Consider the following 24,161-nt stretch of genomic DNA (forward strand, 5'->3'; position numbering starts at 1 on the left):
GAACGCCCGCGCAATCCTGCCCGGATCAGGTCGCGGAGCTTTCGCGCACGATCAGGGTGTGGCCCAGCTCCTCAGCCGTGCGCTGCGCGGGCGGCTTGCCGGACAGGCGCGCCTCCACTTCGCGCGCCAGCGTGGCGATGGCGATCTCGCCGTGATGCCGCTTGTCCTGCAGCACCGTCGTCAGCGGTGGATGGAAGCAGGCGCTTTCGATGATGTTGTCGAAGCCGATCAACGCCAGTTGTTGCGGCACCCTGATGCCGCGGCGGTGCGCCGCCAGCAGTGCGCCGAGCGCCATGCGGTCGTTGGCGACAAACACCGCGTCGATGTCGCGGCGGGCATCGAGCAGGCGTCCCATGGCCTGCTCGCCGGCGGCGGGTGACCAGTCGCCTTCCACGATCAGTCCGTCGTCGGCCGGCAGGCCCGCCCCGGCCAGAGCAGCGCGCCAGCCGCGCACCCGCTCGCGCGCCACCCACCAGTCCAGCGGACCGCTGAGGTGGGCAATGCGCGTGTGGCCGCTGTCGATCAGGTGCTGCGTGGCCAGCCGCGCGCCGGCCTGGTTGTCGAAGCTCACCGTGACGATGCCCTCGCGCGGCTCGCTGGACATGAACACCAGCGGCAGCGGGACGCGTGACAACAGGCCGCTGTCCAGCCAGGCACGGTTGCCGCCGACGTCCGGAATCGCCCACAGCACCCCGTCCACCTGCAGGTCCAGCAGCGACAGCAGCAGTGCTTCCACCTGCTCCAGGCTGGAATCGGCGAGCGTGCGCAACAGCAGGCCGTAGCCCATGCCTTCGGCCTGCGCGGCCGCGCCCTGGTAGAGGTCGGTGGCCAGGAAGCCGAGGTTGGATCCCACCACCGCCAGCGTGTAGCTGCGGCCCTGGCTGAGGTTGCGGGCGGTCGCGCTGGGGCGGAAGCCGAGCCGGGCGATGGCCTCCATGACCCGCTCGCGGGTTTCCTTCGCGACGCTGGGGCTGGCGTTCACGACCCGCGACACGGTCTGCTTGGAGACGCCGGCGAGCGCTGCGACCTGGCTGATGTTGACGCGCTTTTCCGGCAGCACGTGCTTGTCCTTGTTGTCGGTGCAGGCACCGGAATGGCGCCTGTCGCCATCGTACCGGCATATCCCGCGGCTTGTTCGACGCCGACGGATGCTGCGAGGCATCGACCCCTGCACGGCACCACTGCGACCGGCCTGCGTTGCAGTGCAGTACATCTTGTCCTTGCTTTGGCGTGCATCGCTGCTTAGTATTACAACTTGTTACCGGTAACAATCGATTTGCAGGACGATGTTGCCGCATCGTCAGCTTGCCGGGCGCCGCTCTTCCCCCGTCCTCCAAACGCATGCCGGGGCGGCGTTTCGATCGGAAATGTTACCGGTAACATTTTTTCTTCCACGTCTTGCACCGGCAATGGCAACAGGTCGCTCCATGATTCAGATCTTCTCCGACAGCTTCAGCCAGTTCTCCATTGGCCCCTTTCCCTACGACCCGAAGCACTCGGCCATCGGCGAGTACCACTACTGGCCCGTGCAGGGTTTCAAGGGCGCCTGGCATGACCCGATCGTCTATTACGGGTGGCTGGGGCCGAGCTGGATCGTCACCGAGGACGAAGGCCGCAAGTTCATGGAGCAGACGCGGCCGCAGGTGGCGATCACCGACCACTGGCCGCTGATGGTGGCCGGCGACACGAGCTGGCGCGACTACCGTTTCGCCGCCAGCGTGCGGCCGCTGTCCACCGCCTCGCACGTCGGCATCGTGTTCCGCTACACCCACGGCCGCCGCTACTACTTCCTCGGCTTCGAAGGCGGCCACCTGCGCCTGCTCAAGCGCGACCAGGAAGACATCGTCGAACTGGCCGCCGTGCCCTTTCCCTGCGATTGCGACCGCCACTATGTGCTTGGCATCGACTGCATTGGCGACAGTCTGCGCGCCAGCGTCGACGGCAAACCGGTGCTGGAAGTGCGCGACGGCAGTTACCTCGACGGCAAGGTCGGCCTGTCCGCACGCATGCCGGCGCAGTTCACCGACGTATCGGTAGAAATGAACAAGGCTGCGCACGTGGCCTGGATCAAGCAGCGCGACGGCGCCGCCATCGATCTCGCCGCCGAACGCGCCCTGTACCCGCAGCCACGCCTGTGTAAGACCATCGACCTCAAGAACTTCGGCACCGGCCGCCAGATCCGCTTCGGCCACCTCACTGGCGGCGACACGATGCACATCGTGCTGGCCCAGCACCAGAAGCGCGGCTACAAGGATGCCTACGCGCACATCAGCTGCCTGACCGCCATCGATCTCGACGGCAATGTGCTGTGGCAGCGCGGCGAGCCCAGCAGCGAGCCGGACCACGCCATCGTGTCCTGCGACATGCCGCTGCAGCTCTACGACATCGATGGCGACGGTGCCGACGAAGTCATCGTCGCCCGCGACTTCAAGCTGATGATCCTCGACGGCGCCACCGGCGCAGTGCGCAGGAGCATCCCGACGCCGCTGTCCACCGCCGAGGACAGCAGCCTGTGGAGCCTGCCGCACAAGAAGCACGCCTTCGACCGCGTGAACGTCGATGCCATCCGCATCGCCAACTTCCGCGGCCTGCCGCAGCCGCGCGACATCCTCATCAAGGACCGCTACAGCCGGTTGTGGGCGTATGACGACCAGCTGAACCTGCTGTGGCACTTCCACGAGGGCATCACCGGGCACTTTCCCTACACCGCCGACGTGAATGGCGACGGCCGCGACGAGACCTTCGTTGGCTATCACCTGGTCGATGCCAACGGCAAATTGCTGTGGACGCTGCCGGTGCCCACCGACCACACCGACGAGATCCTGATCGGCCGCTGGAACCCGGAAGTGCGCGCGCAGCAGATCGGCATCGCCTCCGGCGACGAAGGCTTCATGATCGCCAGCCTGGAAGGCGAGATTCTCAAGAAGCACATGATCGGCCACGTGCAGCGCATGAGCGTGGGCAACTACCGGCCGGACCTGCCGGGGCTGGAGATCAGCGTCACGACCTACTGGGGCTACCAGGGGATCGTGTACCTCTTCGACTGCAAGGGCGAGCTGCTGGATGCCTTCGAGCCCACCAGCAACGGCCATCTCATCACGCCGGTGAACTGGAGCGGCGACGGCCACGACCTGCGCCTGCTCAACGGCAGCGTGAAGGACGGCGGCCTCGTCGACGGCCACGGCCGCGTCGTCGTGCGGTTTCCGGACGACGGCCACCCGGCGCTGTGCGCCGAGGTGCTGGACCTCACCGGCGACGCCCGCGACGAGATCGTCCTGTGGGACACGCAGCGCATGTACATCTACACGCAGGACCGCCCGGCCAGCGTGGCCGAGGCCAGCCGCCCCCTGAAATACCCCCATTACAACGCGTCCAACTACCGCGGCGAGTTCCACTATCCGGCAGACGGAAGCCTGCCGGCAGGACAGCCACGGAGATAGGACGCAGGACAGGAACGACGCTCGCCCATGCGCGCGTTCCCGGTGCGTGCGTCTCTCATGCACGCATTCCCGTTCCACATCCACGCTTCGCTCAACGAGGAGACATGATGAACAGGTATCCACGACCAGGACGTCGTTCCACTGTGCCAGCCGTCCTGTGCGGTCTGCTGCTGGCCGCCACGCCGCTCGGCGCATCCGCCTACAACCAGGCGCCGGCACTCGCCAGCGCCGGCCTGCCGCCGGTCGACAAGCGCCTGCCGGACAAGCCGGAAGTCATCAAGCCGCTGCAGCGCGTCGGCAGCTACGGCGGCACGCTGCGCACCGCCATCCGCGCCAGCGGCGACCACAACGCCATCCTGCGCCTGGTCGGCAACCAGGGGCTGGTGCGCTGGTCGATGGACTTCAATGACGTGGTGCCCAACGTCGCCGAGAGCTTCAGCCTCAACCACGACGCCAGCGAGTACACCTTCAGGCTGCGCAAGGGCATGAAGTGGAGCGACGGCTCGCCCTTCACCGCCGACGATGTGCTGTTCTCGATGAACGATGTGGTGGGCAACAGGGAGTTCCTGTCCAACCCGCCGGCCGCCTACGTCACCAACGGCAAGTTCGCCGAGGTGACGAAGATCGACGATCACACCGTGCGCTTCAGGTTCGCCGGCCCCTACCTCGGCTTCGGCGAAGCCCTGGCGCTGCCGATCAACCAGCACGCCACGCTGTACCAGAAGAAGTACTGCGGCCAATTCCACCCCAAGTACAACCCGAAGGTGACCGAGCAGTTCGGCAACGCCAACGTCAAGGACTGGGCCTCGCTGATGCGCATCAAGTGCGGGGACATCGAGGTGCCAACGCGTTGGGGCAACCCGGACAAGCCGACGGTGGATCCGTGGATCATCAAGGAACCCTACGGTGGCGGCGTCACCCGCGTGGTGATGGAACGCAACCCGTACTTCTGGCAGGTCGACACCGCCGGCAACCAGCTGCCCTACATCGACCGCCTGCAGATCAACATCATTTCGGAAGTGGAGTCCATCGTGCTGGCGTCGATCAACGGCCAGCTCGACTTCCAGCACCGCCACATCTACGCCATCCAGAACCGGCCGGTGCTCGCCGAGAACCAGCAGAAGGGTGGCTACAAGCTGATGTCCTTCACGCCGCTGGGCGCGAATTCCGTCGGCATGTACCTCAACTACAGCACCAAGAACGCCACGCTGCGCAAGTACATCCGCCAGCGTGACTTCCGCGTCGCGCTGTCGCTGGCCACCGACCGCAAGGAGGTGAACGACATCGTCTTCCTCGGCCAGGGCACGCCGTGGCAGATCGGGCCGGCCAAGGAGTCGAAGTGGTACAACGAGAAACTGGGCACGCAGTACACCCAGTACGACCTGAAGACCGCCAACGAGCTGCTCGACAAGCTGGGCCTGAACAAGCGTGACGGCAATGGCTACCGCCTCTACCCGGAAGGCGGGCGCGTGTCGATCAACGCCATCGCGTCCATCCAGCTCGCGCAACAGGTGGAGTCGCTGGAGCTGGTGCGCAAGCAATGGGCGAAGGCGGGCGTCGAGCTGGTGATCCAGGCCTCCGAGCGCTCGCTGTTCTACGACCGCGCGATGAACAACGACTACGACCTGAGTGCGGACCTCGTCGCCGGTGGCCTGGACATCACGCAGAACCCGCGCGCCATCCTCGCCGTACATCCGCAGGAGTCGCGCCAGAGCCTGCCCTGGGTGCAGTGGTACACCTCCGGTGGCAAGAGCGGTGAAGAACCCAGCGACAACATGAAGAAGCGCCTCGCGTTGTACGACCGCTGGAAGGCCGCCGGCAACGCTGCGGAAGCCGACCGCCTGTTCAAGGAGATCCTGCAGCTGGCGGCCGACGAGTTCGAAGTACTGGGCCTCGTCAAGCCACCGCGCGATCCGGCCATCCGCAACGCGAAGTTGGTGAACGTGTTCGAGTCCATGCCGGCGGGCTGGTCCTGGCCGACGCCGGGGCCGTCCCTGCTGCAGCAGTGGGCCTTCACGAAGTAGGCCGCCACAACGCAGTTTTGCGACCGGGCGGCGCCATCCCCTTTCCTGGCCCGCCCTTTCGAAGCCACCCGGCGCTGCCGGGTGGCTTTTTTCATTGCGTGGGTGTCGACGCGGCGGCGTCGTCGCGCGCCAGCAGCGCCTGGTAGCGCTCGATCACAGCGCGCGCATTGAACAGCAGTCGCTCCGGGCCGAGCCGGTCGGCCAGGCCAGACGCACGCACCATCTCCAGCACCGCCGGGTTGAGCGCCGCCAGCCACAGGATGCGGCCGGCAGCGGTCGCGTTCTTTTCACCCTCGATCAGCATCTGCAGGGCCGAGTACTCGATGTCCGGCACGCGGCTCATGTCCAGCGCGACCACGCGCGGATCATGTTCGGCGACCAGGGCCTGCATCTGCTCGGCAATGTTCTGCGCGTTGACGAAGAAGATGCGCCCTACCGGACGCATGATCAGCAGCCCCGGGAAGGTCTCGTCGTCCGGGTGCAGTGGCGACACCGGCCGCAACACGTCGGCATCGCGCTTGCGGCCAACCACCAGCACCGGCGGATTGGCCGTCTGGCTCGCCAGCGCGATCAGCGACACGATGATGGCGATGACGATGCCATCCAGCGTGCCGAACACCAGCACGCCCAGGCAGGCCACCAGCGCCCAGGCGAACTCCATGACGCGCACCTTGCGGATGGCGCGGAATTCAGCGGGCTGGATGAGCCCCACGGAGTACACGATCACCACCGCCGCCAGCGTGGCGTTCGGCAACAGGCCCAGGACCGGCGCCAGCACCAGCATGGTGGCCAGCGCCACGGCAGCGGTCACCAGCGAGGCCTTCTGCGTGCGCCCGCCAGCCGCGCGCACCAGCGCGGTCTGCGAGGTGCCGCCGCCGGCCGGCATGGCGCCCAGCAACGCGCCGCCGATGTTGGCGACGCCGGTGGCCAGCAGCTCGCGGTTGGGCTGGATGCGCGGATCGTCGCTGGCCGCGAAGGCACGGCCAGCCGCGATCGTCTCGGTGAAGCTCATCAGTGCGATGCCGACCGCGCCGGGCAGCAGCACCGCCACCATGTCGGCGTCCGGCAGGCTCAGCGAGGGCAGGCCCTGGGGAATGCTGCCGACGATGGACACGCCCATCGCCTGCAGGTCCAGCCCCCAGGACGCGAGGATGGCCAGCCCCATGGCCACCAGTGGCGGCGCGGCCTGCGGCCACCAGCGCTCCATCGCCACCAGTACCAGCAGGGTCAGCACGCCGATCGCGAGGATCAGCAACGAGGTCTGTGACAAGTGCTGCACCAGGCTCAGCAGGTCGGGAAAGAAGCCGGTCTTCTCGATCTTCACGCCGAGGAACTTGGGCAGCTGGTCGAGCACGATCACCAGGCCGATGCCCGCCTTGAAGCCCGTCAGCACCGGCGCGGAGATGAAGTTGGCGACGAAGCCCAGGCGCAGCGCCCCGGCCAGCAACAGGATGGCGCCGACCAGCAGGCCCAGCGTGGCCGCCGCGACGATCAACTGCGCCGGATCGCCGTCCGGCACCGCCAGCGCGAGGTCGGTACCGGCGAGGATGGCGATGGTGGTCGTCGAGCTGACGCTGAGCACCCGCGAGCTGCCGAGCAGGGCATAGATGATCATCGGCACCAGCGCGGTGTACAGGCCGACGGCGACCGGCAGGCCGGCCACCGTCGCGTAGGCCATGGCCTTCGGCAGCACCACCGCCGCGGCGGTCAGGCCGGCGATCAGGTCAGGGCGCCAGCCTGCCCGCCCCGGCTGAAGATCTTTCGCGACTTCGCTCAAGGCTGGCCCCTCCGGTGGGTGCGCCGACGTGTTTCAGAAGCGTTCCGGCACGTAGTTGTAGGTGTGCGTGCTGGCCGACTTGTAGGTCTTGCCGATCTTGCGCTTGGGGAACCTGACCCGCGGAACCGGCAGGTCTTCGTAGGGCACGTGTTCCAGGACGTGCTGAAGCACGTTGAGCCGCACCCGTCGCTTGTCCTCGGAGCGCGCCACGAACCACGGCGCCCAGGGTGTGTCGGTGGCGGCGAACATCTCGTCGCGCACCCGGGTGTATTCGTCCCACATCGTGAAGGAGCGGATGTCCATCGGCGACAGCTTCCAGGTCTTGCGGCCGTCGTCGACGCGGTCGCGCAGGCGGCGCTCCTGTTCTTCCGGGCTCACCTCCAGCCAGTACTTCAGCAGGATGATGCCGGACTCGACCATGGACTTCTCGAACACCGGCGTCTGGTCCAGGAAGCGCTGTGCCTGCTCCTCGGTGCAGAAGCCCATCACGCGCTCCACGCCGGCGCGGTTGTACCAGCTGCGGTCGAAGATCACGATCTCGCCCGCCGCCGGAAAGTGGGCGAGGTAGCGCTGCAGGTACATCTGGCTGCGCTCACGGTCATTGGGAGCGGGCAGCGCCACGACCCGGAAGATCCGCGGGCTCACCCGCTCGGTCAGGGCCTTGATGGTGCCGCCCTTGCCGGCGCCGTCGCGCCCCTCGAAGACGATGCATACCTTGAGCCCCTGGTGCACCACCCAGCGCTGCAGCTTCACCAGTTCGACATGCAGCTTGCGCAGTTCCTTGAGGTAGGCCTTGTTGCTGAGCTCCTCCAGCGGGGCGCCGTCTGCCGCCGCGGTTTCCTCGCTGTGGCTGGCGGTACGCGAGACGCTTTTCTGTTTCTTCTTGGTCATACGCAAACTCCTGTCGTGGTGGGATAGCGCAAATACCTTGGTGGCCGCGGGAATACCTTCGTCATGTCCGGTGGTGCATTTCCCATGGTAGGGCCGCGACGCCGCGGGCTCCAGCAGTTTCTGTGCGAGGGGCCGATTAGCGGGCTCTTGAAGGGCTCCTGGCGGGCATGCGGCCCAGCGGCGGCAGGCGGGGTAAAATGCCGGCTTTTCCCGCCCGCCCGACCGCGCGCCCCGCGGCCGGCAGCATTCGCCCCGAATCCGCCGATGTCCTCCCAGAACACCCCGCTCGACTACACCGCCGCCGGCGTCGATTACAGCAAGATCGACCCGCTCAAGATCCTCGCCCAGCAGGCCGCCAGCGCCACCCGCGGCAACCTGGCCGGCCACGGCGTCAGCGAGATTGCCGCCTCGCGCGGCGAATCCGCCTACGTCATGGACATCGGCGGCACGCTGATCGCATCCATCACCGAATGCCTGGGCACCAAGGCCCTGGTCGCCGACGCAGTGCGCCCGCTGACCGGCCGCACCCACTACGACAGCATCGCGCAGGACACCATCGCCATGGCAGTGAACGACCTGGTGACCGTGGGCGCCACGCCGCTGTCGGTGCACGCCTACTGGTCGGCCGGCGGTAGCGACTGGTTTGCCGACGAGCAGCGCATGCGCGACCTGGTGGCCGGCTGGCAGAAGGCCTGCGACGTGTGCAAGGTGAGTTGGGGCGGCGGCGAGACACCGGCGCTGGCCGGCGTGGTGGAAGCCGGCCGCATCGACCTGGCGGCGTCGTCGGTCGGCGTGATTCCCTCGCGTGATCGCCTCACGCTCGGCGACAAGCTGGCGGATGGCGACGCCATCGTGCTGCTGGCCTCCAGCGGCATCCACGCCAACGGCGTGAGCCTCGCCCGCAAACTGGCCGAGCGCCTGCCCGAGGGCTACGCCACGAAGATTTCCGACGGCCGCCTGTACGGCGAGGCGGTGCTGGACCCGACCGTGCTGTACGTGCCGGTCACCGAGGCGCTGTTCGCCGCCGGCATCGTGCCGCACTACAGCGCCAACATCACCGGCCACGGCTGGCGCAAGGTGATGCGTCATCCGGGCAGCTTCACCTACCGCTTCAACATGGTGCCGCCGGTTCCGCCGGTGCTGGGCTTCATCCAGCAGCACGCCGGCATCGACGACCGTGAAGCCTATGGCAGCCTGAACATGGGTGCCGGCTTCGCGCTGTTCGTCGCCGCCGGGCAGGCCGAGGAAACCGCGCGCATCGCCCGCGCCGCCGGCGTGGACGCCTGGGTGGCCGGCCGCGTCGAAGCCGGGCCGAAGCAGGTCGTCATCGAACCGCTGTCGCTGACTTTCGCGGCAGACGAACTCCATCTGCGCGCCTGACCCTCGTGGCCACGCACGCACACCGCATCATCAGGTAACAGGGACACAGACATGGCACGTACCGTCAAATGCATCAAGCTCGGCGTCGAAGCCGAAGGCCTGGACTTCCCGCCGGTTCCCGGCGAAATGGGCAAGAAGGTCTATGAGAACGTTTCCAAGGAAGCCTGGGCACAGTGGCTGCGCCACCAGACCATGCTGATCAACGAGAACCGCCTGAACCTGATGGACGCCCGCGCCCGCAAGTACCTCATGGAACAGATGGAGCGCCACTTCTTCGGCGGCGGCGCGGATGCCGCTGCCGGCTACGTACCGCCCAGCCAGTAAGCTGGCCCATGTAATGAGAAAAAGGCCGCGCTGCGTGAGCAGCGCGGCCTTTTTGTGGTCCGTAGGAATCGCTTCCCCGGCCCTGCCTAGAGGGTGCCCGCCAGCTGCAGATCCTTCGGCGAAGAAGAGTTGCCCAGCCACACCTTGAAGGTGCCGCTCGGCCTTTCCCACTTCTTGCTGGACTGGTTCCACACGCTCAGCGGGTGATTGGACGCATTCGGGTCAATGGTGATCGTGCCCGACACCGTGCCATTGGCAGCCACCGTCACCTTCTTGAAGCCGACCAGACGCCGGGGGGGCTGGGTGATCGTGGCGCCGGTCTGCTCGCCCACCGACGAAGCCACGGCCGGCAACTCCACATACACCTGAACGACTTCTTCACCCGCCCTGGCGGTCTGGTTCGTGACCTGGAAGCTGACGTCATATTTGCCGCTGCTGCTGGCAAGTGCGGACGGCGTAACGCCGAAGCTGGTGTAGGACAGGCCGTGGCCGAAGGGGAAGGCCACGCAGGGGTTGGCCGCCGAGGCGCTGCCGGTGTAACAGGCGCTCGACGCGTCCTTCTGCTCGGCGTCGTACCAGCGATAACCGATGTGCAGCCCTTCGGTATAGGCGACCTTCGACTTGGGCTTGGCCGTGGTGCCGGTAGATACGCCGGGGAATTGCAGCGCAGTGACGTCATCCAGGAAGCTCCTGCCCGCAAACGGGAAGGTGACCGGAAGCTTGCCCGACGGGCTCCTCTTGCCGAACAGCAGGTCGGCGACGATGTTGCCGTCCTCCTGGCCCGGGAACCACGCCTCCAGAATCGCCGGGCCGCCGGCTCCCACGAGGGCGGCATCCAGCGCGACGCCAGCATTGTCCTTCAGTACCAGCGCAGTCTTCTGCACCATGGTTCTGGCGGTGGTCGAAGTCAGCCCCATGATCGAGCTGATCATCGCAACGGTGTTGCTGTTGGCCGGCGCGTTGCTGGCGGCATAGGAGTTCGCACTGGGCTTGGCTACGTACCAGTCCAGACTCATGCCCGCCGCTTTGTCCGCCACACCCGGCACGATGCTCGTTGCCGGACTCAGCAAGGTGTTGTCGGTGAATGAAGCGCGATCCGCACCCTCTTCGGAGATGGTGCCGGCCATGACGATGACGGCATCCGCGGCAGCGATGGCGGCCTGCGCAGCGGCGAAACTCGTGGAGGCACCGTCGATCGTGGCTGTAGCGTTGGCGTCATCCACGAGGATGAGCCTGACGTTGGCGGAGGCATTGCCAAGGCTGCTCAGCGCATTCTTGATGCCCGCCAGCGGCGTCACGCTGTAGCTGGGCACCACGTCGGAGCTGCCACCACCGCCGCCGAAGGCCACGCCCACCATCGCACCGCCGGCCACGGCCTGCTGCGCATAAACCTGCGTAGCCTTACCCACCAGCACGACGTTCTGCACACTCGTGCCATCGAACGGCAACGCGCCGTTGTTCTGCAGCAGCACGGCGGACTTCACGCCGATGTCGCGCGCCTTCACGCCACCCGCCGCGAAGTCGATGCCGGTCTGCACCAGCTTGCGGTCGAAGATGCCGTACTTGAAGGCCTGGGTGTAACGACGCTCGAGCGCGAGGTTGACCGCATCGACCGAGATCGCGCCACTGCTCAGCGCAGTATTCAGGGCGCTCGCCGACCAGCTGATCGGGATCGGCATCTCGTGATCCAGCCCGGCGTTCAGGAGAACGCCAGCGCCGACGCCGAAAGTGGCATAGAAGTCGGACTGGACATAGCCGGTGAAGCCCCAGTCCGTGCGCAGGACGTCGGTGAGCATCTCCTTGCTGCCACACGACTGTTCGCCGTTGATGTGGTTGTAGGCGCACATGATCGAAGCGACCTTGCCATCCTTGACCGACATCTCGAACGGGATCATGTAGATCTCGCGCAGCACCTGCCTGTCGACCAGGGTATCGACACCCAGGTTGGTCAATGCCATGCGGTTGGTTTCCTGCTCGTTGGCCACGAAGTGCTTGGCCATGCCGATCAGGCCCCTGGCCTGGATCGCCTTGATCTCCGCCACCGCCATCGTGCCCGTGAGGTACGGGTCCTCACCGAAGTATTCGAAGTTGCGGCCGAGGGTCGGCAGGCGCGCCATGTTCACGCCCGGCGCTTCGAACACGTGCAGCGCCAGGTTGTTCATCTCGTCGCCGATCACTTCGCCATACGTTCCCGCCACGGCAGGATCGAACGAGGCCGCCGCGGCAATAGCCGACGGCAAGGCTGTCGCCTTGGCGGAGCTGGCATCGGTATAGGGGCTTGAGGAGCCCGGGGCCACGCAGTCGTTCTGACCCAGACCCACCGGGCCGTTGGTAATGCGGAAGGTCGGGATGTCCAGCTCCCGAATGGCCGACACGTGGCGCGCGCCATAGCACTCCGGCAGTTCGGGGATGACTTCCGGGCCTTTGCCGACCAGTTGTGCCAGCTTCTGGTCCAGCGTCATCGCGGCCAGCAGCAGCTTCGCGCGCTGGTTGGCGACCGCTTCCTTCGCGCTGTCGGTGGTCGCCGCGGCCTGCCGGGCGATGATGGCCTGGGTCATCCACGGGTTGACGCTGGCGGCCGGCGGCGTGGTGGTGGTCGGGGGCGGGCTGTCGTCACCGCCGCCGCCACAGGCGACGAGGCCGACACTCAGCACGAGACTGACCGCCAGGGCGAGGCGGTGCTTCCTGAAAACCTGCATGTGTTTGCTCCTCTGTTCTTGTCGATGACCGGCTCGTCCCCCGGCAAGTGATGGCGAGGGTGCTGAGGACATTTTTCGTAGAGGAGCAGGGCAGCGTCCAATGCCGAGTACTCATCACGGCGATGCCGGACGCTGATAGGGGTTTACCGGGTGGCCGGCTTTCCGGGGTGATCAGGGGAGGCCCGGACAGGCGCGGCGCAGATGGCGCGCTAAACTTGTATGGCAGTTACCGACCCGCCTCCAGGAGCCTTCGTTGGATACCCGTTCGCTCATGTACTTCATTGCCGTCGCCGAGGAGCGGAACATCGGGCGCGCGGCGGCCCGCCTGCACATCACGCAGCCTGCGCTGACGCGCCAGATCCATTCGCTGGAGGAGGAGATCGGCGTCCCGCTGTTCACCCGCACCGTCAGCGGCATGGAGATCACCGCGGCAGGGTCGGCCCTGCTGAACCACGCGCGCATCATCAAGGCCGAACTGGCGCAGGCGAAGCTCGCGGCGCAACAGGCCGAGCAACTCGCCCACCAGACGCTGAGCATCGGCGTGTACGGCTCGGCCATCTTCAGCATCGTGCCCCTGGTGCTCAAGCGCTTCGCGGAGAGCCATCCGCGGGTGGACTTCGTGCTGCACAACGCGCGCAAGGACCAGCAGGTCGAACTGCTGCGGCAGGGGACCATCCTCGCCGCCTTCGACCGCTTTCCGCTGCAGCAGCCGGACCTCGCCTACGAGATGGTCTATCGCGAGACGCTGCAGGTCGCGCTGCACAAGGACCACCCGCTGGCCGCACGCAGCACCGTCACCGCGGCCGACCTGGAAGGCGAGCCGCGCATCGGTGCCAGCTTCGATACCAGCATGGCCGCCGGGCTGGCGCAGGCACACGGCTCGACGAGCCGCGTGCGTCACCGTGCCGACGACATGCTGACCTCGCTGGCACTGGTCAGCCAGGGCTTCGGCATCGCCTTCGCACCGCCGTCCATCCACGCATTGCAGATTCCCGACGTGGTGTTCCGCCCCTATGCCGACGGGCCGGCGATACCCTTCAACGTGCAGTGCATCTACCGGCAGAACGAAAGTTCTCCGCTGCTCCACGCGCTGCTCGCCACGGTACGGGCCTTCTGTGCCGAACAGTCCGCCGGCAAGCCCACCGCACTACCGGTCGCGGCGTGACCGTAGCATCGCCGCCCCTGCGCTGGCGGCAGGTCCTGGGATACGGGCTGGGCGACGCGGCCAACAACTTCAGCTTCGCGCTGGGCCTGCTGTTCCTGCTGCACTACTACACCGACATCGCGGGCATTCCGGCCGCCGCGGCCGGTACGCTGCTGCTGGCCGTCCGCATCTATGACGCATTCATGGACCTGCTGGCGGGCCGGATCATCGACCGCTGGCGCGGCCACGGCCGCTGGGGACGGCTACGGCCCTGGCTGCTGTTCGGTGGCGTGCCGGTACTGGCGCTGAACGTCGCCGTCTTCTCCGTCCCCGCCGGCCTGAGCGTCGGCCAGAAGATCGCCTACGCCACGCTCACCTACGCCCTGCTCGGCACCGCCTACGCCTTCGTCAGCATCGCCTACGGCTCGCTCGCCGGCGCCATGACGCAATCGCCCACGGCGCGGGCGCGACTGGGCGCGGCCCGCAGCTGGATGAGCGGGGCCACGTTCTTCGTGCTGGCCATCGTCGTCTCCCGCGGCGTGCTGGGTGGCGACATCGACACCATGCAGGCACGGCTGACGACGCTGACCCTGGTGCTGTTCGTCGCCGGAGTGCTGCTCTACGGAAGCTGCTTCCTCACCGCACGCGAGGCCGTCCCGCGCCGCGCCGAGGCCCTGCACTGGCGGGACTGCGTGCCGGTGCTGCGCGACAACCTCCCGCTGCAACGCCTGTGCCTGACCACCTTCGCCACCCTCGCCAGCAGCGGCTGTGCGAGCGCCAGCGGCATCTTCTTCGCGCAGTACGTGCTGGGCAACGCCAGCCTGTTCCCGTCGATGGTCATCGCCAGCAGTCTTGCCGGACTTGGCGTCGCGGTACCGCTCGCCCCCTGGGTCGCCGCCCGCCTCGGCCGGGCGCGCGCCTTCCAGGCCGGCATGCTGCTGGCCGCCGCGGGTCATGCTGCGCTGTGGTGGGTGCCGGCTGGCAACGTCGCTGCCGTGCTGGCCTGCATGGCGACCGCCGCGGCGGGCTCGTCGCTGGGCATGGCCCTGCTGTGGGCCCTCGAAGCAGACACCGTGGAGTACGGCGAGTGGCGGCATGGCCTGCGCCTGGAAGGGCTGAACTACGCGCTGTTCTCGCTCACCCGCAAATGCGGGCTGGCCATCGGTGCCGCCCTGCCCGCCTTCCTGCTCGCCGGCAGCGACTACGTGCCCAATCTTGCCGAGCAGGGCGCCCTCGCGCGCCAGGTCCTCCGGCAAGCCATGAGCGTGCTGCCGGCATCCGGCTTCGGCCTGGCCGCCCTGCTGATGCTGCGCTACCCGCTGACCGACCGGCATTACCTCGCGGCACTGGGCGACATGCGCACACGCGGCGCGACAGATAGCGGCGGGAGCTGACCCAGCGCAAGGCAGGCCAACCGGGCCTGCGCCATCCTCTCCGGGTGGAGCGCGCACCTGTCGCGCGGAAGGATCCAGGATGAAGCCGCACAAACGCCCGCAGACCCGTGGCGAGGAGATCGCCAACAGCCTCAGCCACGGCGCCGGGCTGGTGTTCGCGCTCGCCGCGGCGCCGGTGCTGATCGTCGCCACCGCCCGCGACGGCGGGCTGGGCAACATCGTGGGCGCCTGCGTGTTCGCGCTGGCGATGGTGCTCACCTACCTGAACTCGACGATCTATCACGCGGTGCGGCCGGGCCGCGCCAAGCAGGTGCTGCGCAAGTTGGACCACGCAGCCATCTTCCTGCTCATCGCCGGCACCTACACGCCGTTCACGCTGGGCGTGCTGAGCGGGGGCTGGGGCTGGACCCTGTTCGGCCTGGTGTGGGGCATGGCAGGACTGGGCCTGCTGCTGATGTTCAGCAACCGGCTGGCCAACCCCTGGTTGTCGAACGGCCTCTACCTGTCGATGGGCTGGCTGATCGTGGTGGCGCTGGTGCCGATGCTCACGCGCATGGACGCGGCCGGACTGCTGTGGCTGCTGGCAGGCGGGCTGTTCTACAGCGGGGGCGTGGTGTTCTACGCGCTCGATGCGCGGCTGCGCTACGGCCACTTCGTGTGGCATCTGTTCGTGCTGGCCGGCACGGTGTGCCATTTCTTCGCGGTGCTGTGGCACGCGGGTTGAAGAGGCGGGTGGGCACAGGAAAAAAAGAAACGGGCCGCAGGAGCGGCCCGTTTCATTTGCGGTCGTGCGGCCGTCGGGCGCGGCAGGCGCACTCGACGACCGACGAGGTACAGCTCAGCCGCGCCTCATTTGCCCGACTGCTTGCGACGTGCCAGCCCCAGCATGCCCAGCGCGCCCAGCATCAGCGCCAGCTGGCCGGGTTCCGGCACGGCCTGCACGCTGAAGTCGTAGGCATTGCCGGCCACCAGACCCGCGGTGCTGATCTGCCAGTCGCTCAGGCCGCCGAGGAACGGGTCGCCCACCAGCAGGCCGAAGTGTTCGACGACGAACGCCGGGTGGCTGGCGGAGAACTCGCTGCCGTCACCGTTCACCTTGTAGGCACCGCTGGCGCTGCCGTTGAAGGCGGACTGCACGGTCCCGGCGGTCACCAGCAGGTTGCCGAAATCCAGGCGCAGGCCGGGGATGCCGGCGGCGATGAAGTTGTTGATGACGGCGTTGAAGCTGACCGAACCGGCAGCGATCTCCGCAGCGCTGAAGCTGACGCTGAAGTTCATCACCGCGTTGTTCACGGCGTTGATGTCCAGTGCCACCAGGCCATCGGCCGAGTAGTCGAGGTAGTCGTTACCGTTGAGTTGGCTGGCGGACAGCACGGCGCTCATGGCCGGCAGCGAGGCGGAGGCCGACAGCAGGGCTGCGACGAGAAGTTTCTTCATGATCTTTCCTTGATGGTTTGAGTGATTCGCGCCGCGACGCTTACAGCGTGCCGCTGCCCCAGGGGCCGGTGATGGCCACGGTGAGGCCGGGCGACTGCAGGTTGGCGAACAGCACGCGGCCATCCGGGCTGAAACAGGCGCCGCACCATTCGGTGTTGCGCAGGTTGCCGGTGGCAGCGCCGGCCTTGCCGGCAGCGGCCAGTTGCACCGCGTTGAAGTTGTAGTTGTTGGCGGCGAAGACATAGGAGCTGCCGTCCGCCCGCAGGGCCATCATGCGTTGCGCCGGCACCGAGATGGTCTCGCCATTGGCGTTGCGACCGGTGCCCGAGCCGTCCTCGTTGAACAGCAGGCCGCCGCGCGGGCTCACGCAGATGTTGTCCGGCGAGTTGCCGACGGTGATGTCGTTGCTGACGAAGATCGCCTTCAGCGTGCCGGTGGCGACGTCCAGCGCCCAGATGCGACCCGCGCGCAGCGGGCTGGAGCTCACTTGCTTGTCAGTGAAGTACACCACGCCGTTGGCGACCCAGCAGCCTTCGTTGGCGCCGAAGATCGCCGCGCCGCGTGCGTAGGCCTGGCGGTACGGGCCGCTGGCGGTGACGTTGCCCAGCACGGTGGTCAGCGAGCCGCCGTCCATGTCCGGGTTGGCGATGTCCACCCACTCGGTGGCGTACTCCTGGCACAGCGTCGGGTTGCGCAGGTCGGCGTTCATCACGCCACGCACCTTCAGGCCCTGCATGCGGCCACCGGCGTGCAGCGAGTTCAGGCCGCCGTTGGCGTTATTCGGCAGGAAGCGGTACAGCGTGTTGGCGTTGCCCTGGTCTTCGGTCAGGTACCAGATGCCGGTCTGCGTATCCAGCGCGCTGGCTTCGTGCGCCATGCGGCCCATGTCGACGATGGGGTTGGCGTTGGTCGGCGTCGCGGTGGGATCGGCCGGCACCTCGAAGATGTAGCCGTGCTTCTTGCCGGTGTTGCTGACGCTGTTGGAGAGGATCTCCTCGTTGGTCAGCCAGGAACCCCAGTTGGACGAGCCGCCGGCGCAGTTGCGGTAGGTGCCGCCGAAGGAGGCGAAACTCTCCACCCAGTTGCCGTCGCGCCACACCAGGTTGGTGGTGCCGCCGATCTGGTAAGCACCGTTGGTGGCGCCCACGTCGTGCTTGGCCACGTTGGCGCGGCTGGCGCCGATGATGTTGTTGGCGTTGCTGGAGGTGGACTGCTCGTGGTTGCGCACCAGCACCACTTCGCTGCTGCGGCCGACCTTGCGGGTCAGCACCACGCCCATGCCGTCGTGGGTGCCCGGCGTGGGCAGGCCGTCGCTCATGATGTCGCCGCGCCAGCCGTAGGACTTGTAGCTGAATCCCGGCGGCAGCGAGATGAGCGGCAGGCCGGTGGTCAGGTCGTTAACCGGACGGATCTCGCCGTAGGGGCTGATGCCCTGCAGCGAGGCGCCGGCCGGCTGGCAAGCGGCTTCCGCAACGCGGCTGGCCATCGCGGCGATGGGGCCGGCGAAGGCCGCGGCGATGGCGGCGGAGCCGCCCTTGAGGAGACCCCGGCGGGTCTGGGACACGTCAGTGGCGGACGCGTCGTCGAAATCGTGTTCGTGGGATTGCATCGTTTTCTCTCCGTTTTTTAGGCTGCCTTGTTCGGCGGCAGAGAGGATGGCGACGCAGGGTTACGGGCGTGTGTGGGTCCGGTTACACGGCCGGCGCGGCCGCGGACTTCGGCCACTTTGGTTGACGTGGATGAAAACGCCGATTCCGGAACTCCCGCAGCATGCGCACTGTGCCGGCAACCGTCGGCCAGTATCTACAACCTGCCCACTGACCTGCCCACTGGAGTCCCTGATGGCGAACCATGCCCTGCCGGCTCACCCCGCCGCCCACCAAGATCGCACCGCCAACCCCGCGCCGCTCGGCCTGCTGGGCTTCGGCATGACCACCATCCTGCTCAACCTGCACAACGCCGGCCTGTTCGAACTCGGCGCCATGGTGCTGGCGATGGGCATCTTCTACGGCGGCATGGCGCAGGTCTGCGCCGGCCTGATGGAGTGGGTGAAGGGCAACACCTTCGGCACCGTGGCCTTCACCTCCTACGGCTTCTTCTGGCTGACCCTGGCCGCGCTGATCATGCTGCCCGCCACCGGGCTGGCCGCCGCGAACTCCGCCGGCGCGATGACCGCCTTCCTCGCCATGTGGGGCCTGCTCACCGCCGTGCTGTTCGTCGGCACGCTGAAGCTCAACCGCGCCACGCAGATCGTCTTCGCCTCGCTCACCGTGCTGTTCTTCATGCTTGCGCTGGCCGACGCCACCGGCAACCATGCGCTGAAGGTGCTGGCAGGGTGGGAAGGGCTGTTCTGCGGTTTCGCCGCGGTGTACGTCGCGGCTGCGCAGATCCTCAACGAGATGTATGGTCGCGTCATACTGCCGCTGGGCGAGCAGGTGCGCAGCGCACCCGCCGCGGTGCTGACGCGCAAGGCGGCCTGACGAAGCACACTCCGCGCCCGCGGAGACGGGCCGGTTACAACAGGAGGAGGCAGGGATGGACACGACGCGGCACGAGAACGCCCACGACACCGGCCTGCAGCGCGGCCTGAAGAACCGCCACATCCAGCTCATCGCGCTGGGCGGGGCGGTCGGCACCGGCTTGTTCCTCGGCTCGGCCGGGGTGCTGCAGCTGGCGGGGCCGTCGATGATCCTGGGCTACGCCATCGGCGGCTTCATCGCCTTCCTGATCATGCGCCAGCTCGGCGAGATGATCGTGGAAGAGCCAGTGGCCGGCTCCTTCAGCCACTTCGCGCACGCCTACTGGGGCCGCTTCGCCGGCTTCCTGTCCGGCTGGAACTACTGGGTGCTGTACGTGCTGGTCGGCATGGCGGAGCTGACGGCGGTGGGCAAGTACGTGCACTTCTGGTGGCCGGAGATCCCGACCTGGGCCACCGCGGCGGTCTTCTTCCTGTTCATCAACGCCATCAACCTCGCCAACGTGAAGATGTTCGGCGAGGCGGAGTTCTGGTTCGCCATCATCAAGGTGGTGGCCATCATCGGCATGATCCTGCTCGGCCTGTACCTGCTGTTCTCCGGCCGTGGCGGCGAGCAGGCCGCGGTAAGCAACCTGTGGTCGCACGGCGGCTTCTTCCCGAAAGGCATAGGCGGGCTGGTGATGGCGATGGCCTTCATCATGTTCGCCTTCGGCGGGCTGGAGCTGGTGGGCATCGCCGCCGCGGAGACCAGCGAGCCGCGCACGGTGATTCCGCGCGCGATCAACCAGGTGGTGTACCGCATCCTGATCTTCTACATCGGTGCACTGGCCGTACTGCTGGCGCTGTACCCGTGGGACGCGCTGCTCACCTCGCTGAACGCGGCGGGCGATGCCTACAGCGGCAGCCCCTTCGTGCGCATCTTCTCGCTGCTGGGCAGCGACATCGCGGCGCATGTACTGAACTTCGTGGTGCTCACCGCCGCGCTGTCGGTCTACAACAGCGGCGTGTATTGCAACAGCCGCATGCTCTACGGCCTGGCGAAGCAGGGCGACGCGCCCGCCGCGCTGGCGCACACCGACAAACGCGGCGTGCCGGTCGCGGCCATCGCCGCGTCCGCGCTGGTCACCTTGCTGTGCGTGCTGGTGAACTACCTGCTGCCGCAGCAGGCGCTGGAGATCCTGATGTCGCTGGTGGTGTCCGCGCTGGTCATCAACTGGGCGATGATCAGCCTGGCGCACCTGAAATTCCGCAAGGCCATGAGCGCGCGCGGGGTGACGACCGGCTTCCCGGCCATCTGGCATCCGCTCGGCAACTACCTGTGCCTGGCCTTCCTCGCGCTCATCCTCGTGGTGCTGGCGCTGACGCCGGGCATCCGCATCGCGGTGTGGCTGATTCCCCCCTGGCTGCTGCTGATCTGGGCAGGCTACCGGTTGCGGATGCGCGGCCGGACGGCGGCAGCGGCCTGAGACGGTCTTCCATCACCGACTGAAGACCGCGGCGGCGCAAGCATGATCGCGCGTGTTCCATCGTTCCGGCGAAGGCAGGCATGAGGAAACGGATGAAGAAATGAACAAGGGCCGCATATGCGGCCCTTGGTCATGGGATCTACCGCCGAGGCGGGATCAGAGGCTGGTCGCCACCGGCCCCTCGTCCGGATGCGCCTTCTTGTAGGCCGGCGACAGGATGCCCCACTTGTGCGCCCACCACGAGGTGAGGATGGGCGTGATGATGGCCGTCACCACCACCGAGGTTGCGATCAGCGCGGTGGCGCTGGCGGCAACCGGCGCGAACTGCGGCTCGATGCTCGCCACCACGCTCGGCACCGTGACCGCCGCCCCCGCCGTCGACGCCGCGGCGATCCCCGCCGTGCCATTGCCCTTGGCCAGGAAGATGTCGGCGATGACCAGCACGGTGCCCGTCACCACGATGACGAACAGGCCCAGCAGGATGCCCAGCGCGCCGGTGTGCGCGATGACCTTGAAGTCGATGGTGTTGCCCAGCGCGAAGGCGAAGAAGGGCACCATCGCCGGCACCGCCGCGGTGAACAGCTTGCGGAAGTCGGGGTCGAGGTTGCCCAGCGCGAAGCCGGCCAGGAAGGGCAGCAGCGCGCCGACCATGGTCTGGAACGGGAACACCGCGAGGCCGGCGACGCCCAGCGTCACCATGGTCATGAAGGGGCCCGACTCCAGGCTCATCAGGCAGAAGGCCGCCGCTTCCTCCTTGGTGCCGTACTGCTGCATCAGCGCCATGTAAAGGCCGCCGTTGGTGTCGTTCATCGACGCGATGATCGCCAGCACCGACAGGCCGGCGAGCAGGCCGGCAGTGACGCCTTCCGGCGGGATGAAGTGCGAGGCGATGATGCCTACGGTGGCCGCGGTGGCGATCTTGGTCAGCACCAGCACGCCGCTCTTGCGCAGCACCGTGGGCGTGGCCTGGATGCTGATGCTCGCGCCCATGCAGAAGAACCACACCGACAGGATGGGCAGGGTGCCGGTGATCAGGCCATTGGTGAAGGAGCCGAAGTAGGCGCCGGCGCCGGGCGCCAGGGTGTGCAGCAGGGCGCCGAGGAACAGCGGCACGATCATGATGCCGCCGGGGATGCGTTCGATCGTCTTCTTGATTTGCATGATCAATCTCGTAGTGGGCGATGGCGCGATCCGGGCGGTCCGGCTGGACTGCCTGCGGAATCGACCCAAGGCTCGGTCGAAGCGCCGCAAGCACAGGTATACCACCGGGATAGGGCCGGAAGAAGACATTCATCAAGTCCGGCCACGCACCCGGATCGTTTGTCGGCATGCCTGCATTCGCGCGGCTTATCGCCCGCGGCAATGCCGGATTGTGCCGGAAGCCGGAAAAGTTCCGCCTTTATTGTTGCGTATCCTGCAATTGTCATTTGCGCCCGGGCGCCTTACGGGCTGGCGGGTCGCTCCGCTAGATTGCGCGGCTGGATTCCCGCCCCCGCCTTCACGACGCCGTCTCGCCACGCGCCGCGCCATGGTTCCTCCCCACCCGCTCCACCGTTCCCCATACACCCGCACTGCGATCAGCCTGCACTGGCTGGTCGGGCTCGGCCTCGTCGGCACCTTCGCGCTCGGCTTCTACATGACCGGCATGCCGTTCTCGCCGGCCAAGCTGCAGTACTTCTCCTGGCACAAGTGGGCCGGCGTCACGCTGTGGCTGCTGATCGTCGCCCGCCTCAGCTGGCGTCTCGCCAAGGGCGCGCCCGCCGCACCGGCCGGCATGCCCGGCTGGCAACGCGCCGCCTCCGAATGGACCCACCGGCTGCTGTACCTGCTGATGCTGACGATTCCGGTCAGCGGCTGGCTGATGAGCTCCGCCAAGGGCGTGCCCACCATCTACTTCGGCGTGCTGCCGCTGCCCGACCTGCTGGCGCGTGACAACGAGCTGGGCAACAGCCTGGCCAGCCTGCACCTCGCCCTCAACTACGGCATGGCGGGGCTCGTCGTGCTGCACGTGGCCGCCGCACTGAAGCATCACGTCATCGACCGCGACGAGGTGCTCGCCCGCATGCTGCCCTTCCTCAGAAGAACCTGATCTCCCGGAGACACCCGATGACTTCCACGTCCCTGCGCAGCGCGTTTGCCGCGCTCGCCCTGCTCGCCGCCACCCTCGCCAGCCACACCGCGAGCGCCGTCGACTACACCCGCCTCGTCACCGACAAGAGCGCGCTGAGCTTCACCTACAAGCAGATGAACGCGCCCATGGAAGGCAGCTTCAAACGCTTCAAGGGCACCATCGCCTTCGACCCCGCGCAGCCGGCCAAGGGCAGCGCGTCCTTCGACATCGAAGTCGCCAGCATCGACGTGGGCTCTCCCGACGGCAACGGGGAGATCGGTGGCAAGCAATGGTTCAACGCCGCCCAGCACCCGACTGCGCGCTTCGTGTCGTCCAGCATCAAGCCGCTGGGCAACAACCGCTTCGAAGTGGCCGGCAAGCTGACCATCAAGGGCAAGACGCTGGATGTCAGCACCCCGGTGACCTACCGCGCCGACGGTGCCAACGGCGTGTTCGAAGGCGCCTTCGCCATCAAGCGCAACGACTTCGCCATCGGCGAAGGCCCGTGGGTCGACACCAGCATCGTCGCCAACGAGGTGCAGATCAAATTCCGCCTCGTCGCGGCCCCGAAGTGAACGTACCCGTTCGGCATACCTTAATTTCCAGCAATTTCGTCCCGCTCTCCCCTTGTACATCCCTAGCTTGAGGAACACCCGCATGAAGAAGTTCATCATCGCCCTGGCCCTGGCCGGCACCTCCGCCGCGAGCTTCGCTGCCGCTGACACCTACGTCATCGACACCACGCACACCGTGCCGCGCTTCGAGTACAACCACTTCGGCCTGAGCAACCAGGCGCATCGCTTCGACAAGACCAGCGGCAAGATCACGCTGGACCGCGCTGCAAAGACCGGTTCGGTGGACGTCGTCATCGACGCCAAGTCGGTAAACACCGGCTACGAAGTGTTCGACGGCCACCTGCGCGGCGACGGCTTCTTCGACACCGACAAGTTCGCGACCATCACCTTCAAGTCCACCGGCGTGAAGTTCGACGGCGACAAGGTGGTTTCCGTCGACGGCAACCTCACCATCAAGGGCGTGACCAAGCCGGTGACCCTGGCCGTCACCAACTTCGTCACCCAGCCGCACCCGATGATGAAGAAGGACGCCGTGGGCGCCAACGCCACCGCGAAGATCAAGCGCAGCGAATTCGGCCTCGGCAAGTTCGCGCCGAACGTGTCGGACGAAGTCACGCTGAGCATCGCCGTCGAAGCGATCAAGGAGTGATGCTTGCGGCATCGCGCATCTTGAGGATCGTCGTGCCCACGTGATCCCACCTGCCCCTGCCGCGATGCGATGCATGGCAGTAACGAAGAGAAAGCCCGCGCAACCCGCGGGCTTTCTCTTGTGTGTTTGCGGGATCAGGCATCGGCGCGCCATCTCCATTCGCGCCGCAGGTGCAGGTGCAGTTGCAAGCGCAGGGCCTCGGACCTCTCCCCGCTACGTCGTTCCCGCGGAAGCGGGAACCCAGCGACTTTGCTTTTTGAGCGTCTGTTGAGCACCGCCATATTCCGCCTTGCGAGCTTCCGGCATTTGCCGAGATGCCTGCTTGCCCCACTGCGCGAGGACGACGAGCAAAGAAAAGCCCGCGCCATGCGCGGG

Annotated in this window: 19 protein-coding genes; 12 read left to right on the forward strand and 7 right to left on the reverse strand. The window is 67.1% G+C overall.

The window, feature by feature from the left end; all coding sequences use genetic code 11:
• Positions 1-25: 25 nt before the first annotated feature.
• Positions 26-1,060: a LacI family DNA-binding transcriptional regulator gene (locus tag VVD47_RS11090; RefSeq protein ID WP_327603525.1), complete on the reverse strand. Its 1,035-nt coding sequence runs from the start codon at positions 1,058-1,060 to the stop codon at positions 26-28.
• Between the two features lie 367 nt (positions 1,061-1,427).
• Here VVD47_RS11090 and VVD47_RS11095 point away from each other — a divergent pair, with 367 nt between their 5' ends.
• Together VVD47_RS11095 and VVD47_RS11100 are read left to right on the forward strand one after the other, a co-directional pair.
• Positions 1,428-3,440, forward strand: a complete 2,013-nt coding sequence (locus VVD47_RS11095; RefSeq protein ID WP_327603526.1) for a hypothetical protein — start codon at positions 1,428-1,430, stop codon at positions 3,438-3,440.
• 143 nt (positions 3,441-3,583) lie between these two features.
• Complete coding sequence (locus VVD47_RS11100; protein WP_327603527.1) at positions 3,584-5,464, forward strand: ABC transporter substrate-binding protein; 1,881 nt, start codon at positions 3,584-3,586, stop codon at positions 5,462-5,464.
• A 91-nt stretch (positions 5,465-5,555) separates the two neighbouring features.
• Here the strand turns inward: VVD47_RS11100 and VVD47_RS11105 are convergent, their stop codons facing one another.
• Together VVD47_RS11105 and ppk2 are read right to left on the reverse strand one after the other, a co-directional pair.
• Positions 5,556-7,241: a SulP family inorganic anion transporter gene (locus VVD47_RS11105; protein ID WP_327603528.1), complete on the reverse strand. Its 1,686-nt coding sequence runs from the start codon at positions 7,239-7,241 to the stop codon at positions 5,556-5,558.
• Positions 7,242-7,274: 33 nt separating this feature from the next.
• Positions 7,275-8,132 (reverse strand): polyphosphate kinase 2, encoded by an 858-nt coding sequence (ppk2, locus tag VVD47_RS11110; protein ID WP_327603529.1) that lies wholly within the window; start codon positions 8,130-8,132, stop codon positions 7,275-7,277.
• A gap of 264 nt (positions 8,133-8,396) precedes the next feature.
• Here ppk2 and VVD47_RS11115 point away from each other — a divergent pair, with 264 nt between their 5' ends.
• Both VVD47_RS11115 and VVD47_RS11120 read left to right on the forward strand, forming a co-directional pair.
• Positions 8,397-9,512 carry an AIR synthase-related protein gene (locus VVD47_RS11115; protein WP_327603530.1) on the forward strand — a complete coding sequence of 372 codons (1,116 nt, stop codon included), beginning with the start codon at positions 8,397-8,399 and terminating at the stop codon, positions 9,510-9,512.
• A gap of 51 nt (positions 9,513-9,563) precedes the next feature.
• Complete coding sequence (locus tag VVD47_RS11120; protein ID WP_327603531.1) at positions 9,564-9,836, forward strand: oxidative damage protection protein; 273 nt, start codon at positions 9,564-9,566, stop codon at positions 9,834-9,836.
• A gap of 86 nt (positions 9,837-9,922) precedes the next feature.
• On the opposite strand, the gene VVD47_RS11125 is transcribed toward VVD47_RS11120, so the two are convergent.
• Positions 9,923-12,535, reverse strand: a complete 2,613-nt coding sequence (locus VVD47_RS11125; RefSeq protein ID WP_327603532.1) for a beta-glucosidase family protein — start codon at positions 12,533-12,535, stop codon at positions 9,923-9,925.
• A 253-nt stretch (positions 12,536-12,788) separates the two neighbouring features.
• Between VVD47_RS11125 and VVD47_RS11130 the strand changes: the two genes are divergently transcribed.
• The 3 genes from VVD47_RS11130 to trhA all read left to right on the forward strand — a co-directional run bounded on the left by VVD47_RS11130 (position 12,789) and on the right by trhA (position 15,797).
• Positions 12,789-13,700, forward strand: coding sequence for a LysR substrate-binding domain-containing protein (locus tag VVD47_RS11130; RefSeq protein ID WP_327603533.1), 912 nt, complete (start codon positions 12,789-12,791; stop codon positions 13,698-13,700).
• A complete protein-coding gene (locus VVD47_RS11135; RefSeq protein ID WP_327603534.1) occupies positions 13,697-15,073 on the forward strand; it encodes a glycoside-pentoside-hexuronide (GPH):cation symporter in 1,377 nt (458 codons plus the stop codon). Before VVD47_RS11130 ends, VVD47_RS11135 begins: the two co-directional genes overlap by 4 nt.
• Before the next feature lie 79 nt (positions 15,074-15,152).
• Positions 15,153-15,797 (forward strand): PAQR family membrane homeostasis protein TrhA, encoded by a 645-nt coding sequence (trhA, locus tag VVD47_RS11140; RefSeq protein ID WP_327603535.1) that lies wholly within the window; start codon positions 15,153-15,155, stop codon positions 15,795-15,797.
• Between the two features lie 125 nt (positions 15,798-15,922).
• On the opposite strand, the gene VVD47_RS11145 is transcribed toward trhA, so the two are convergent.
• A complete protein-coding gene (locus VVD47_RS11145; protein ID WP_327603536.1) occupies positions 15,923-16,510 on the reverse strand; it encodes a PEP-CTERM sorting domain-containing protein in 588 nt (195 codons plus the stop codon).
• 40 nt (positions 16,511-16,550) lie between these two features.
• On the reverse strand, positions 16,551-18,119 hold the full coding sequence (locus tag VVD47_RS11150; RefSeq protein ID WP_327603537.1) for an alkaline phosphatase PhoX: 1,569 nt from the start codon (positions 18,117-18,119) through the stop codon (positions 16,551-16,553).
• A gap of 232 nt (positions 18,120-18,351) precedes the next feature.
• Here VVD47_RS11150 and VVD47_RS11155 point away from each other — a divergent pair, with 232 nt between their 5' ends.
• Together VVD47_RS11155 and VVD47_RS11160 are read left to right on the forward strand one after the other, a co-directional pair.
• Entirely contained in the window at positions 18,352-18,990 is a 639-nt protein-coding gene (locus VVD47_RS11155) for an acetate uptake transporter (RefSeq protein WP_327603538.1), read from the forward strand.
• A gap of 55 nt (positions 18,991-19,045) precedes the next feature.
• Positions 19,046-20,452, forward strand: a complete 1,407-nt coding sequence (locus VVD47_RS11160; RefSeq protein ID WP_327603539.1) for an amino acid permease — start codon at positions 19,046-19,048, stop codon at positions 20,450-20,452.
• Between the two features lie 156 nt (positions 20,453-20,608).
• Here VVD47_RS11160 and kdgT read toward each other — a convergent pair whose 3' ends face one another.
• The gene (gene kdgT / locus VVD47_RS11165) at positions 20,609-21,613 is read right to left on the reverse strand and encodes a 2-keto-3-deoxygluconate transporter (protein WP_327603540.1); all 1,005 of its coding nucleotides are present in this window, start codon (positions 21,611-21,613) and stop codon (positions 20,609-20,611) included.
• Positions 21,614-21,980: 367 nt separating this feature from the next.
• Here kdgT and VVD47_RS11170 point away from each other — a divergent pair, with 367 nt between their 5' ends.
• From VVD47_RS11170 to VVD47_RS11180, 3 genes are all read left to right on the forward strand, one after another.
• On the forward strand, positions 21,981-22,541 hold the full coding sequence (locus tag VVD47_RS11170; protein WP_327603541.1) for a cytochrome b: 561 nt from the start codon (positions 21,981-21,983) through the stop codon (positions 22,539-22,541).
• Positions 22,542-22,558: 17 nt separating this feature from the next.
• Entirely contained in the window at positions 22,559-23,137 is a 579-nt protein-coding gene (locus VVD47_RS11175) for a YceI family protein (protein WP_327603542.1), read from the forward strand.
• A gap of 82 nt (positions 23,138-23,219) precedes the next feature.
• Positions 23,220-23,786: a YceI family protein gene (locus VVD47_RS11180; RefSeq protein ID WP_327603543.1), complete on the forward strand. Its 567-nt coding sequence runs from the start codon at positions 23,220-23,222 to the stop codon at positions 23,784-23,786.
• Positions 23,787-24,161: the final 375 nt, after the last annotated feature.

It is taken from the genome of Uliginosibacterium sp. H1, from assembly GCF_036017065.1.
GTDB lineage: Bacteria > Pseudomonadota > Gammaproteobacteria > Burkholderiales > Rhodocyclaceae > Uliginosibacterium.